General features: G+C 43.3%; 12 protein-coding genes, 1 tRNA gene and 2 pseudogenes. 7 read left to right on the forward strand and 8 right to left on the reverse strand.

All coding sequences use genetic code 11. The features are described from left to right. Nucleotides 1-40: 40 nt before the first annotated feature. The 3 genes from pth to ACYX4W_RS10600 all read right to left on the reverse strand — a co-directional run bounded on the left by pth (nt 41) and on the right by ACYX4W_RS10600 (nt 2,037). Nucleotides 41-622, reverse strand: coding sequence for an aminoacyl-tRNA hydrolase (gene pth, locus ACYX4W_RS10590; RefSeq protein ID WP_476073148.1), 582 nt, complete (start codon nt 620-622; stop codon nt 41-43). A 5-nt stretch (nt 623-627) separates the two neighbouring features. Then, on the reverse strand, nt 628-1,260 hold the full coding sequence (locus ACYX4W_RS10595) for a 50S ribosomal protein L25/general stress protein Ctc (RefSeq protein WP_474807632.1): 633 nt from the start codon (nt 1,258-1,260) through the stop codon (nt 628-630). A 321-nt stretch (nt 1,261-1,581) separates the two neighbouring features. Then, nucleotides 1,582-2,037: a ribose-phosphate pyrophosphokinase gene (locus ACYX4W_RS10600; RefSeq protein WP_476073149.1), complete on the reverse strand. Its 456-nt coding sequence runs from the start codon at nt 2,035-2,037 to the stop codon at nt 1,582-1,584. A gap of 619 nt (nt 2,038-2,656) precedes the next feature. On the opposite strand from ACYX4W_RS10600, the gene ACYX4W_RS10605 reads away from it, so the two are divergent. Then, complete coding sequence (locus ACYX4W_RS10605; RefSeq protein WP_476073150.1) at nt 2,657-2,965, forward strand: hypothetical protein; 309 nt, start codon at nt 2,657-2,659, stop codon at nt 2,963-2,965. 75 nt (nt 2,966-3,040) lie between these two features. Here the strand turns inward: ACYX4W_RS10605 and ACYX4W_RS10610 are convergent. The 4 genes and pseudogenes from ACYX4W_RS10610 to lolB all read right to left on the reverse strand — a co-directional run bounded on the left by ACYX4W_RS10610 (nt 3,041) and on the right by lolB (nt 5,625). Continuing rightward, nucleotides 3,041-3,989 (reverse strand): annotated as a pseudogene (locus tag ACYX4W_RS10610) (ribose-phosphate pyrophosphokinase). A 33-nt stretch (nt 3,990-4,022) separates the two neighbouring features. After that, nucleotides 4,023-4,098 (reverse strand) — tRNA-Gln (locus tag ACYX4W_RS10615). Between the two features lie 33 nt (nt 4,099-4,131). Beyond that, nucleotides 4,132-4,999: pseudogene (ispE, locus tag ACYX4W_RS10620) on the reverse strand (4-(cytidine 5'-diphospho)-2-C-methyl-D-erythritol kinase). Then, the gene (lolB, locus tag ACYX4W_RS10625) at nt 4,999-5,625 is read right to left on the reverse strand and encodes a lipoprotein insertase outer membrane protein LolB (protein WP_476073151.1); all 627 of its coding nucleotides are present in this window, start codon (nt 5,623-5,625) and stop codon (nt 4,999-5,001) included. Before lolB ends, ispE begins: the two are co-directional and overlap by 1 nt. Before the next feature lie 131 nt (nt 5,626-5,756). Between lolB and hemA the strand changes: the two genes are divergently transcribed. The 6 genes from hemA to kdsA all read left to right on the forward strand — a co-directional run bounded on the left by hemA (nt 5,757) and on the right by kdsA (nt 12,304). Further along, on the forward strand, nt 5,757-7,031 hold the full coding sequence (gene hemA, locus ACYX4W_RS10630) for a glutamyl-tRNA reductase (protein WP_474807622.1): 1,275 nt from the start codon (nt 5,757-5,759) through the stop codon (nt 7,029-7,031). A 15-nt stretch (nt 7,032-7,046) separates the two neighbouring features. Continuing rightward, nucleotides 7,047-8,132: a peptide chain release factor 1 gene (gene prfA / locus ACYX4W_RS10635; protein WP_474830967.1), complete on the forward strand. Its 1,086-nt coding sequence runs from the start codon at nt 7,047-7,049 to the stop codon at nt 8,130-8,132. A 36-nt stretch (nt 8,133-8,168) separates the two neighbouring features. Beyond that, nucleotides 8,169-9,008, forward strand: coding sequence for a peptide chain release factor N(5)-glutamine methyltransferase (prmC, locus tag ACYX4W_RS10640; protein WP_476073152.1), 840 nt, complete (start codon nt 8,169-8,171; stop codon nt 9,006-9,008). A 157-nt stretch (nt 9,009-9,165) separates the two neighbouring features. Further along, entirely contained in the window at nt 9,166-10,731 is a 1,566-nt protein-coding gene (locus tag ACYX4W_RS10645) for a DUF3369 domain-containing protein (protein WP_476073153.1), read from the forward strand. A gap of 332 nt (nt 10,732-11,063) precedes the next feature. Further along, nucleotides 11,064-11,429, forward strand: a complete 366-nt coding sequence (locus tag ACYX4W_RS10650) for a SirB2 family protein (protein WP_474807615.1) — start codon at nt 11,064-11,066, stop codon at nt 11,427-11,429. Between the two features lie 20 nt (nt 11,430-11,449). Beyond that, nucleotides 11,450-12,304 (forward strand): 3-deoxy-8-phosphooctulonate synthase, encoded by an 855-nt coding sequence (gene kdsA, locus ACYX4W_RS10655; RefSeq protein ID WP_476073154.1) that lies wholly within the window; start codon nt 11,450-11,452, stop codon nt 12,302-12,304. A gap of 61 nt (nt 12,305-12,365) precedes the next feature. Here the strand turns inward: kdsA and ACYX4W_RS10660 are convergent, their stop codons facing one another. Beyond that, a complete protein-coding gene (locus ACYX4W_RS10660) occupies nt 12,366-12,644 on the reverse strand; it encodes a hypothetical protein (RefSeq protein WP_474855752.1) in 279 nt (92 codons plus the stop codon). Nucleotides 12,645-12,773: the final 129 nt, after the last annotated feature.

The following is a 12,773-nucleotide window of genomic DNA, read 5'->3' on the forward strand; positions in this document are numbered from 1 at the left end:
GTATGGATCCTTAGTTTGGAAAAGTGAAAACTGGCTAGGTTTACCCTTTGTGAGAGTGTAACCTGTTTTGTGCTTGCTTAAGGTCTTCTTTCAGCAAAATTTCTGTACAGCGTACCGCTTCATCAACGGCGCTTTCAATAGCTGCCTTTTCATCTGCTGGTGGCTTACCAAGAACATGGCCGGTTACTCGGCTTTTATGACCTGGATGACCAATACCTATGCGCAAACGCAAAAAATTCTTGTTGTTACCCATTTTAGCCACAATGTCGCGTACGCCGTTTTGACTAGAACTTCCACCCACTTTGTATTTTGCTACGCCGGGGGGCAAATCTAATTCGTCAAATGCTACTAATATTTGTTCTGGTTCTATACGGTAAAAATTAGCCAGTGCTGCTACGGCTTGTCCACTTTTATTCATAAACGTAGTGGGGTAGAGCAAACGGACATCTTTGCCAGCAATAATAATGCGAGCAGTCTTACCGAAGAATTTGGTTTCTGGTTTTAGCGGGGCGTTATAGGTGTCGGCAAGTTGGTTGAGAAACCATTCACCGGCATTGTGTCGGGTATTTTCATATTCGGGGCCTGGATTACCCAGACCCACGATTAGGCGGATATCAGCCAAGAGGATTATTCCTCTGAAGCTGCTTCTTCGCCGTCTTCTTCTGTATCAGCCGCTTTAGGAGCAGGCTTAACAGTCACAACTGCTAGGTCGTGAGCTTCGTCGTTCTTAGCAAGTTCTACTGAAGAAACGCCAGCTGGAAGTGTTAGGTCAGAAAGGTGTAGCGTTTGACCCATTTCAACAGCAGCCATATCTACTTCGATGAACTCTGGAAGGTTCTTAGGCTGACAAGTAACTTCAATTTCAGTTACGTGGTGCTCAGCAATACCGCCAGCTTTAACAGCAGCAGAAGCTTCTTCGTTTACGAAGTGAATTGGAACGTTAGTGTGAACGTCTTGACCAGCGATAACACGTTGGAAGTCAATGTGCATGATCTTTGGCTTGTACGGGTGACGCTGCATATCTTTAACTAGAACTTCAACAACTTTACCGTCTAGGTTTAGTTCAAGAACGTGAGAGTAAAACGCTTCAAAGTCAGCAGAGTTGTTAACTTTGTTGTGATCTAGAGTGATAGAAACTGGTGCTTCTTCACCACCGTAGATGATACCAGGAAGCTTATCTTCGCGACGTAGGCGGCGGCTCGCACCTTTCCCTAGGTCTGTACGAACAGAAGCATCTAGTTTGAAATTTGCTTCAGACATTGTCTGTCTCCAAAAATATAAGTCTAATGATGTGGATTTTTGCGACCAAAACCCACTGTAATTTGATGTTTATTACGTTTGAAAATACATTCTTACGCACAATAAATCATCAGCCCAAAATTCAAGGGCGGCGAATTCTAACACCACCCACTACAACATACAATTGCCAACGCAGATAAAAATAGAAGCGAAAAGTATAAAACGACGTTGCCAATATTAAAAACGCGCCGAAGCGCGCTTTTATTCTATCAAGAACAGCAAAGTCAGGTTTCTATCCGGCGTTATTCCAATAACAGGCTACTTGCCTAGCACGAAACACGTCTATTTCGTTTGCAGGTTATCAATGACTTTGCTGGTATCAAGCACCTTAACGCTTGATACTTGAAGTACAGTACCAAATTGGGTGAAGGTCATCAGATCGGGCTTAGGTGTACCTTTAACTTCCACAACAAGGCCATTTTTTTGATAAGTTTCATCTAATCCATGTAGGGTGTAACGATCGCCATTCTCAGCAATAAAAGCATAGAAACCGCCTTCTAGATCTTTATAAATAATGCTGCCTTTCATAGAAACTTCACCTTTTACGTTTTCTTCAACGGCCTCAGCTTGTGTGACAGGCTCGGCAACCAGTTCTTTAGGCATTGATTCAGCTTTTATGTCCATTTGTTTTTCTTTATCTACCATGGTGACGTCCTTATTGGCTTCTTCTTCAGAGCAAGCTACAAGTGTAAGTACAGAAGTAAAAATAAGTGCGAGTTTAAGGCGATGTGTTTTCATTCTTATATTCCTCTATTTAATAAAAGTAGGGTTTTATCGTTAGCTTTCATCTAGCGCCCAGCTAGAACCAAAACTACAGCGGTGCATAACTTTGGCTTCTATCGATTCAAGCTTTTCTTTGTTTAACAGTCTTCCATGGTGTTTAAGTAATTTCTACAAAAAACGCAGATACCTATATATCTTTTTCACGTTTCAAAAAGTAGAGCGCATTTTTTTTGAATAAAAAATATTTTGATTTTTACAAAGGCGCAGCACTTTTACGAAACCGTTAAGAATGTTTTTTTCCAAATTAACTGACGGAAAAAATGTTTTATAAGTCTGCTTAAAACTGCCGTTTATAAGGCGATGGCAACAACTTGTTTATCAAGCGATATAGCAAAAAAGCATAGAACTTTCTTTATCGAAATGGACAGTATAGTTTGAAGTGAAGTTTCATCCTCCGCGCTCCCCCCTATATTATAAAGTGATTGGCACAGAGCCTGCTTTATTAACATCGACTTATGTAATAACAACGCCCGGGGCTTACTTATTTAGTCCAAAGGTAATGTATTACGCAGCTAGCATAATCTTAATAACCTTATTTGGGGATTATCAAAAGCAACGTTTTTAAGGAGAGAAAATGAAGCACTTAACTAAAATTTTTGCAGTATCAAGCTTGGCACTAGCGGCAACTGCATGCGATGTTAACAAAACTGAAGATGGTGAAATGCCTGATGTTGACGTTGAGTCTGGTGAACTACCGGAATATGAGGTAGAGAAAACCGATGACGGAGAAATGCCAGACGTTGACGTTGAAGGTGGCGAAATGCCTGAATATGACGTTGATACGATGGACGTTGACGTAAAAACGAAGACTAAAGAAGTTGAAGTACCTGTTGTTGACGTGGATATGCCAGAAGACAACGAAGAAGACGAAACGGGTAACTAAACAAAACTTCCCGTAAAAGAAGCGAGTGAAACAGTGCTTATTTATATCACTGTTTCACTCGTTTTTTAGTTTGAATTAGTATTCAAACATCGCTGAAATAGATTCTTCGTTGCTAATGCGACGAATGGTTTCAGCAAGCATCTCAGAAAGAGTAAGCTGTTTTACCTTTCCGATTTGCTTCATATCCGCACTTAATGGAATCGAGTCGGTAACGATAATCTCGTCAATAACAGACTCTTTAAGGTTGTTTGCAGCGTTACCCGAAAAAATAGCGTGAGTAGCGTAAGCATAAACACGGCGAGCACCATGTGCTTTAAGTGCTTCTGCTGCTTTTGCAAGCGTACCGCCTGTATCAATCATGTCATCAACGATGATGCAGTCTCTATCTTTAACATCACCAATAATGTTCATTACCTGAGCCACGTTCGCTTTGGGGCGACGTTTATCGATAATAGCAAGGTCGGTGTCGTTAAGTAGTTTCGCAGTAGCACGTGCACGAACAACACCGCCAATGTCAGGAGAAACGACAACAGGGTCGGCAAAGTCACGTCTTACCATGTCAGCAAGAAGGATAGGAGTACCGAAAGCGTTGTCCACCGGAACATCAAAGAAACCTTGAATCTGTTCGGCGTGTAGGTCGATAGTAAGAACGCGGTCAACACCAACGTTAGACAGGAAGTCAGCCACTACTTTCGCAGTAATTGGCACCCTAAGCTGAACGAACACGACGGTCTTGGCGTGCATAACCAAAGTAAGGAATTACTGCTGTAATACGACCAGCGGATGCGCGACGTAGTGCGTCGATCATCACAATAAGTTCCATAAGGTTATCGTTAGTAGGCGCACACGTAGACTGGATAATAAAAACGTCCGAGCCACGGACGTTTTCATGAATTTCTACGCTAATTTCACCGTCACTGAAACGGCCAACTTTGGCATTTCCAAGTTTGGTATAGAGGCGATCGGCGACTTTCTGGGCAAGTTCTGGTACGGCATTACCTGCAAAGAGCTTCATATCTGGCACAAGTGGTTCCTCAGTGCGTTGATAAAAGAGGTTTGGCTGGGGTAGCAGGACTCGAACCTACGAATGGCGGGATCAAAACCCGCTGCCTTACCAACTTGGCTATACCCCAATTTTTAAGTTCTTGTCCGATGTGGCGTACACGCTATTTTTGTTGTTCTAATTTGTCTAATAGTGGTGAGCGATTCACACCTTTTGCGACAAAACTCTGCCAAGCTTCAGGCATTTGAGCCCTAACTTGTTCGGCTAAAGCGTAGTCAGAAAAAGTGGCAAATACGCAAGCACCTGTGCCCGTCATTCGCGACGGTGCGTAGTGTACCAACCACTGTAATAATTTTGCAACTTCAGGATAGCGATTCGCGACTAATTGCTGACAATCATTCCAAGTTTTTTCAAATTTATAGTCTTCCCAACGCATCGCTGGTGTATTTCTGGGCAAATCCGGCGAGGTAAAAACTTCGGCTGTGCTGACATGCACGTTAGGGTTTGCGACAAGAAAGTACTGTTCTTTTTGAGGAGTCTGGGGTTATGTCTTCTCCAACGCCTCCAGCAAATGCGGTTAGACCTCGCACAAAAATAGGTACATCGGCACCTAAACTTAATCCTAACTCGGCTAGTTCGTTTTCACTTAGCCCTGTATTCCATAAATGATTAAGCGCGACAAGGGTTGTTGCTGCATTCGATGAGCCACCCCCAATGCCGCCACCCATGGGTAGTCGTTTATCAATCGAAATAACAGCACCTTTATTGCACTTAGTTTTTGTTGCCAGCAATCGCGCTGCTTTTACAATTAAATTGTCATCGTCTGGCACACCATCAAGAGATGTTTCCATGCGAATGGCCGTATCACTTGTGCTTACGTCAAAGGCGAGAGCATCCCCGTAATCCAGCATTTGGAATAAACTTTGAAGCTGATGGTAGCCGTTGTCGTATCGACCTAAAATGTGTAAGAACAGGTTAAGTTTAGCGGGGGAAGGCCACCAATCCTTTTGTTGAGAAACAGATGAGTTCACTACAGAGTCCACTGATAAATTTTAATTTTAAGCTGAGTTTTAGGCTGGTTCGGGGTTTCATCTTGGGTAAGCGTTATGCTGTGAGGCAACCATACAGATGCTCCATCTTCTAGCTCAACACTACCATAGTTGCCGTAAGCAACTTGCCAATTGCGGCAACCTTGGCAATAGCTTTCCAAGGTATTAACCAAACCTTTTTCAGTTAGGGTGAATTTGTCACCGTCCAGGGGTAAGCCTTTTACCCAAGATAATAGCGATTCTACCGGAATTATCATTCCCGTAATCTGATAAATAAGAGGCTCTGGCAGGGCATCTACATAGGTTTCGCCTTCAGCCTCCAATACTGACTGGTTTTTGTTCACGTTTAGATTAACTAGACTTACTCCTAAGAAATTAGTTAATCGAAAATCGAAATCGCCGGAATCGTTTTTCCAGACTAAATTAAGACTTGCCGCTTCTTTTCCTTGGCGAAAAGCAATTTTTCCGCGCATTTGCCACTGGTGGACTTCAGCCACTTTTTCGAGTTGCGCGGTAAGGTTTACCGCATTTTCTGGGCCTTTCGGAGCGGTGGTACATGCACTTAATAAAAAGCAAATGGCAAATAATAAGGAAAATAAGCGAATCATTAAGGCAACATACCCGTATAAAAATAAAACACATTTAGTTGTGACATTATGGGAACACAGTTTCACCAACACTTTCAATCATTTTGCGTTTTTCGTACAATGCCGCTCCGACGTTGCCAGCACAGATTTTAATGACTTTACTCGCCCTCGGTATTAACCATAAAACAGCACCAGTAGCACTTCGCGAAAAAGTGGCTTTTACACCAGATTCTCTGGTGGAAGCGCTTGCGAGTTTAAAAAAGCTGGATGGCATAGATGAGTCTGTCATTGTATCCACCTGTAACCGCACCGAACTTTACGTCAATAGCCAGGACGATACGGGTCAAAAGCTTCTACAATGGTTAAGTGACTTTCATCACTTAGACGTAGAAGAGATTGCCAGCAATAGCTATGTGCTCGCGCAAGATGAAGCAGTAAAGCACATTATGCGAGTAGCCAGCGGCCTTGATTCACTCATCTTAGGCGAGCCTCAGATATTAGGGCAGGTAAAGCAGGCGTTTGGTGATGCAAAGCATTCAGGTATGGTGAGCAGTGAGTTTGATAAGCTGTTTCAACATACCTTTTCAGTGGCCAAGCGCGTTCGCAGTGAAACTGATATAGGGGCGAACGCAGTTAGCGTAGCCTATGCAGCAGTGCAACTTGCCAAGCATATTTTCGCTGAATTACCAAAGCGCTCAGTGCTACTAGTAGGCGCTGGTGAAACTATTGAATTGGTTGCACAGCACTTGAAAGAGCAGGGGGTAAGCTGCTTAGCCGTTGCAAACAGAACAGTGGCTAGAGCAGAAGCCTTAGCCGAAACACTGGATGCGAGCGTGTTTACCTTGTCACAAGTACCAGAGCACTTAAAAGATTTTGATATCGTGATAAGCTCTACCGCTAGCCAACTGCCCTTAATTGGCAAAGGTATGGTGGAAAAAGCGCTTAAACAGCGTAGAAACATGCCTATGTTTTTGGTCGACTTGGCAGTACCGCGAGATATAGAGTCAGAAGTAAACGAGCTAGGTGATGCCTATCTTTATACTGTCGATGACTTACAGCACATTGTTCAAAAGAATTTAGAAAACCGCGAGCAAGCTGCAAAAGAAGCGGAAAAGCTTATCGACAAGCAAGCTGGCGACTATATGACATGGAAACAGTCGCAGCAATCTATAGATTTAGTAAGACAGTATCGCCAGAAAGGCATGGCGCAGCGTGACGATATTGTGGAAAAGGCCAAAGCGCAATTAGCGGAAGGTAAGAATGCCGAAGCGGTATTAGAAGAAATGGCGTATAAACTAACCAATACGCTGTTGCATTCAACAACCCTAGCGTTACGCGAAGCTGCCATGCACGATGACCCGGCGTTAAGCCGTTGGATGGGACAGGCATTAGATTTATCTGACTTTTCGTCAGACAATAATAAATAAGGTAATAAGAAGCATATGAAAGAGTCGGTAGTTAGGAAACTCGAACACTTAGTCGAGCGTTTCGAAGAAGTTCAGGCGTTACTCGGTGACCCTGAAGTTATCGGCGATCAGGATAAGTTTCGCAACTTGTCAAAAGAGTTCAGTCAGCTAGAAGATGTAGTCGCTGGCTTTAATGCCTATCAGCAAGCGCAAGAAAACTTAAGCTCAGCACAAGAAATGCTGAACGAAGACGATGCTGAAATGCGTGAAATGGCACAAGAAGAGATGAAAGAAGCTAAGGCAGAAATTGAGCGCCTTGAAACTGAGCTTCAGGTATTACTTCTGCCAAAAGATCCTAACGATGACAACAACTGCTTCTTAGAAATTCGCGCAGGTGCGGGTGGTGACGAAGCGGCAATATTTGCAGGCGATTTATTCCGTATGTATAGCCGTTACGCAGAAAGCCGCGGTTGGCGTGTTGAGTTGGTGAATGCCAACGAAAGTGAACATGGCGGCTATAAAGAGGTGGTTGCGAACGTTAGTGGTGATGGCGTCTACGGGGTGCTCAAGTTCGAGTCGGGTGGTCACCGCGTACAACGTGTACCAGAAACCGAATCACAAGGTCGTATCCACACTTCTGCATGTACTGTTGCCGTATTACCTGAGATCCCTGAGTCAGAAGCCATCGAAATCAACCCGGCTGAGCTTCGTATCGATACCTTCCGTGCATCGGGCGCAGGTGGTCAGCACGTTAACAAAACTGACTCTGCTATTCGTATTACTCACTTGCCAACAGGCTTGGTTGTAGAGTGTCAGGACGAACGTTCACAGCACAAAAACCGTGCTAAGGCTATGTCAGTACTTCAAGCGCGTTTAAACCAAATTGAAGAAGAAAAGCGCGCGGCTGAAGAAGCTTCTACCCGTAAGAGCTTAGTAGGTAGTGGTGACCGCTCAGAGCGTATTCGTACTTACAACTTCCCGCAAGGTCGCGTTACCGATCACCGTATCAACCTGACTATCTATCGTTTAGATGAAGTAATAGAAGGGGATCTAAAACAGCTCGTCGATCCGATTTTGCAAGAACATCAGGCTGACTTGTTAGCCTCGCTTTCTGACGAGTAAATTCGTCTTGCAGCAAAAATAGCGTTAAAAAAGATAATGCGCATAGATAGCGCCCTAGCATGGGCTGTTAAACAACTAGAGGGTGGTGAGTCACCCTCTGTTGATGCCAAAGTGATATTGGCAAATATTCTAGGCAAGTCTCAAACTTACCTTTTCACATGGCCAGATAAAACCTTGGGTGACACTGAGCAGGCGCAATTTGAATCTGCAGTGGCAAAAAGAAAACGGGGTGAGCCTGTTGCTTATATTATCGGCAAGCGCGATTTCTGGACTCTATCACTATTTACCTCGCCGGATACGTTAATACCGCGCCCTGATACTGAAGTGCTGGTTGAGCAAGTGCTTAACTGGGCCAATGAACATCTAGCTCATCCTCTATCAATCTGCGACTTAGGAACAGGCACGGGCGCTATTGCTCTGGCGTTAGCAAGCGAATTACCTGAATCATCAGTTACTGGTGTGGACTTCCAGCAGGGAGCGGTAAAACTTGCTACTCGCAATGCACAAGCTAACAACTTAACTAATGCCCGCTTCGTGCAAAGTGACTGGTTTAGTGCACTCAATGGCCAAACTTTCGACATTATTGTTTCAAACCCGCCTTATATCGAAGAAGCCAGCCCATACCTTGATGAAGGCGACGTGCGTTTTGAACCGAAAACAGCCTTAACCTCGGGCCATGATGGCTTAGACGATATAAAACACATCATCAAGAATGCGCCTGAATACCTCAATAAAGGGGCTTTGTTAGCCTTCGAGCACGGCTTTGATCAAGGAAATGCGGTAAATACACTGCTCACCAATGCAGGCTTTGTTAAGGTTAAGACTGTCAAAGATTTCGGTAACAACGACCGCGTGACGCTAGGTCAGTGGCGCTAGCGCTTTCATTACTTTCATTACGCATAGAATTGGCAGTAATCATTGCTGTTTAATTGCAAACTTGCTTATATCTGGTTTTGCATTAGTATTTGTTTAGCGTCAAAGAAAACTAAAAAGCGCCAAGTTAAACAATCTCTTACAGGACAGGACGTACCAGATGAATGATGACTTTCTTTTCGCAGAAGACGACGATGAAAATGAAGTGGATGATCTGGGTAGCTGGAAAGTACTCATCGTTGATGATGAAGCTGAAGTCCACGCCGTTACCAAGTTGGCGCTAAATGACTTTAGCTTAAATGGTAAAACATTAGAGTTCGTAAGTGCCTATAGCGGTGAAGAAGCCAAATCTATTTTTAAAACCCATGACGATATAGCAGTTGTGTTACTAGATGTAGTCATGGAAACCGATGATGCCGGCCTTCAAGTGGCAGACTACATTCGCAACGAACTCGATAATCACTTCACTCGCATTATTTTACGCACCGGTCAACCCGGCCAAGCTCCAGAAAAAGATGTCATCATTAACTACGACATCAATGACTATAAATCTAAAACCGAACTAACTGCACAAAAACTATTCACTGTTATTATTGCTGCACTGCGCTCTTATCGCGATATTATTGTTATAGAAGAAAACAGGTGCGGGCTAGAAAAGATCATTGATGCATCTGTTGATTTGTTTTCTTCACGTTCTCTCGAAAAATTCATGCAGGGCATCATCCAACAGTTGGCCTCGATTTTAGGCTGCTCGAAAGATGCCGCCTATATCACTACTGCGGTTGCCACTACATCGCGAACAATCAATACAAACAATAGTCAGTTGGGCAAAGACGAACTGTATGTGTTTGCAGGGAATGGCCAATACGCCAGCAAAGAAGGCGTGCCGCTAAAAGAGGCGATTAGTGCAGAAGAATATGCACTATGTGCACAGGCAATGCGCGATAAACAGATTGTATATGCAGAAGATCACGTGGTGGCTTACTGTAACAGTAAAACTCACGACGGTGCATTGTTGTATTTGTCGGGCTTGCCCAGAAGAATTGGTGATAATGATCGACATTTGGTAAAACGCTTTTCAGATAGTGTGCAGCTGGCGTTCGATAACGTACTAAAAACCGTTGATGTTGAAGCAACGCAGAAAGAAATTATTGAACGTTTAGGCCGCGCTTTAGAGCATGAATCAAATGCGTCAAAACATCTAACGAGAATGGTTGAGATGGCGCAACTACTGGCAGAAAAAGCAGGGCTTAGTGAACAGGAAGTTGATACTCTGCGCCTTGCTATACCGTTGCATGATATTGGTACCTCTATTGTGCCTAAAGCTATTTTGCAAAAAACAACGTCTTTAACCGAAGAAGAGGTTTTTAAAATACGCCAGCATGCAGAGTTTGGGTATCAAATTTTGCAAGACTCAAGCCGCCCAACGGTTCAGCTTGCCGCCATGTTAGCAAAACAGCATCACGAGCGTTGGGATGGGACAGGTTATCCCGATGGGCTTAAGGGCGAAGAAATAGATATTAAAAGCCGCATTGCCACATTGGTAGATGTGTTTGATGCGCTAATAAACTCGCGACCCTACAAGCCAGCATGGGCAGTTGATAAGGTCGAAGCTGTATTGAAAGAGGAAAGTGGTAAGCACTTCGACCCTGGCCTGGTTCAAATTATGCTGACTGAGCTCCCAGCATTTATAGCGATACAAGCTCAATATCCTGACGCGAAGTGATGCATTTCCCCGTTATTTACGTATTGTAATACGTTACAATAAACGCCTTTAAACAGGCGCCATAAAAATAAGGCAGGAGTAAGCAAATGCATCTGCCTTTAAGATGACAGCTCGTACTTTAAGACGTGAGGCTAAGGCAATTGCATATTGCCTTAGCTCTTGTAGTGAAATACTTATAGCAAAATACCTTAAAGAGAATGACCTCAACTTAGTTGTCTTTCACAGGTTTTTTGATTTTGATATTAAAGATCAAGCAATGCCCAATTAGCACATGTGGTAGAGTAACGAGCAGCAGGCTCATCATCTAATAAAAACAGGAACACACTATGTACATGATGGCAAAACACCTTCATTTAACCGCCGTTGGCTTAAGCATTTTATTCTTTGTCTTTCGGTTTATTTGGAGCCAATTCGACGCAACAGCATTGAGCAAGAAGTGGGTTAAAATCCTCCCTCATATCATTGATACTGTGCTGTTAGCTAGTGCAATTTGGCTATGCTTCATTTTATCTCAATATCCTATTGTCAATGCATGGCTTACATTCAAAGTTATCGGCGTAGTTTTGTACATTGTGTTTGGATTATTTGCATTGAAAAAAGCCAAAACAACCTTGGGCAAATGGAGCTTTTTCGTAGCAGCACTCGTTGTGCTTATGGCAACAGCAATGGTTGCTGTAACCAAACAACCTCTTTTTTAAGATTTAATTGGAAATAAATAATGTCTGAATCAAAACAGATTATTAATGTAGGTAACGTCGAGGTTGCCAATCATTTACCTTTTGTACTGTTCGGCGGGATGAACGTACTCGAGTCTCGTGACCTTGCGATGCGTATTGCCGAGCACTATGTTGAAGTAACACAAAAGCTCAATATCCCTTACGTTTTTAAAGCCTCGTTTGATAAAGCTAACCGTTCATCAGTAACCTCGTACCGCGGCCCTGGTATGGAAGAAGGCTTAAGTATTTTTGAAGAGATTAAGTCGACTTTTAACGTTCCTCTTATCACTGATGTACACGAACCGCACCAAGCGGCACCTGTAGCAGAAGTGGTTGATGTTATTCAGTTACCTGCTTTTCTGGCGCGTCAGACCGACCTTGTGGTTGCAATGGCAAAAACAGGTGCCGTAATAAATGTTAAGAAGCCTCAGTTCTTAGCGCCTCACGAAATGCGCCATATTATTGGAAAGCTAGGTGAAGCGGGCAACGATAAGGTTATTCTTTGTGAACGCGGCAGTTGTTTTGGCTACAACAACCTTGTTGTAGATATGCTTGGTATGGATGCAATGAAAGAATATGCGCCAGTGATATTTGATGCGACTCACGCACTACAGATGCCAGGTGGTCGTGCTACCTCTGCAGATGGTCGACGAGCACAAGCTGCTCAACTAGCAAGAAGCGGTATGGCGTTGGGCTTAGCGGGCTTGTTCATTGAAGCACACCCTAATCCTGATAAAGCACTATGTGACGGACCTTGTGCACTGCCGCTGGCGAAATTAGAACCATATTTGCAGCAAATGAAAGCGTTAGACGAGTTAGTGAAAGGTTTTGACGCGTTAGATACCAGTAATACCTAAGCAGATGTTGATGGCGTATGCCGGTGCAAGCACCGGCATGCGTATCAGGTGTGTGAGTAGCTTATTCCGCTTCAGAAACGTTTATGCGCTCTTCACCTTTTGCCATTGCTAATAAGTTTTTGTGAAGCTGAACTTGCGTCTCTTCAGCTAAAATTGCCTTTGATTGCTTCTTAACAACAATGTGAGCATCGTTTTCTGGCAAGACTTCAGCCATTTTTACACTGGTCATTGCCGTGTTGATTAACGATTGTAGATTGATCTTTTCTGGTTGTGCGTTAGCATTTGCAGCAGCGCTTACGAAAGCCATAACAGAAACGCTAGCTAAAAGTAATTTTTTCATTTTCACACCTAATAAAAATAATTAAAAAATTGTTGATGAATGTTAAAATGTTTAACATTTAATCATTATAATATACTGAAATTTAATGGTCTTTCTTAATTTCGGGTAAATTATAATCAGCGTGTGGTG

The sequence above is a fragment of the Alteromonas sp. ABH4_454 genome (assembly GCF_056311775.1).

What these genes read in the sequence shown, in the direction of transcription:
- ACYX4W_RS10595 (WP_474807632.1), bottom strand. Translation starts at nt 1,260, where the DNA reads ATGTCTGAAGCAAATTTCAAACTAGATGCTTCTGTTCGTACAGACCTA.
- ACYX4W_RS10600 (WP_476073149.1), bottom strand. Translation starts at nt 2,037, where the DNA reads ATGAAAACACATCGCCTTAAACTCGCACTTATTTTTACTTCTGTACTT.
- ACYX4W_RS10605 (WP_476073150.1), top strand. Translation starts at nt 2,657, where the DNA reads ATGAAGCACTTAACTAAAATTTTTGCAGTATCAAGCTTGGCACTAGCG.
- lolB (WP_476073151.1), bottom strand. Translation starts at nt 5,625, where the DNA reads ATGATTCGCTTATTTTCCTTATTATTTGCCATTTGCTTTTTATTAAGT.
- hemA (WP_474807622.1), top strand. Translation starts at nt 5,757, where the DNA reads ATGACTTTACTCGCCCTCGGTATTAACCATAAAACAGCACCAGTAGCA.
- prfA (WP_474830967.1), top strand. Translation starts at nt 7,047, where the DNA reads ATGAAAGAGTCGGTAGTTAGGAAACTCGAACACTTAGTCGAGCGTTTC.
- prmC (WP_476073152.1), top strand. Translation starts at nt 8,169, where the DNA reads ATGCGCATAGATAGCGCCCTAGCATGGGCTGTTAAACAACTAGAGGGT.
- ACYX4W_RS10645 (WP_476073153.1), top strand. Translation starts at nt 9,166, where the DNA reads ATGAATGATGACTTTCTTTTCGCAGAAGACGACGATGAAAATGAAGTG.
- ACYX4W_RS10650 (WP_474807615.1), top strand. Translation starts at nt 11,064, where the DNA reads ATGATGGCAAAACACCTTCATTTAACCGCCGTTGGCTTAAGCATTTTA.
- kdsA (WP_476073154.1), top strand. Translation starts at nt 11,450, where the DNA reads ATGTCTGAATCAAAACAGATTATTAATGTAGGTAACGTCGAGGTTGCC.
- ACYX4W_RS10660 (WP_474855752.1), bottom strand. Translation starts at nt 12,644, where the DNA reads ATGAAAAAATTACTTTTAGCTAGCGTTTCTGTTATGGCTTTCGTAAGC.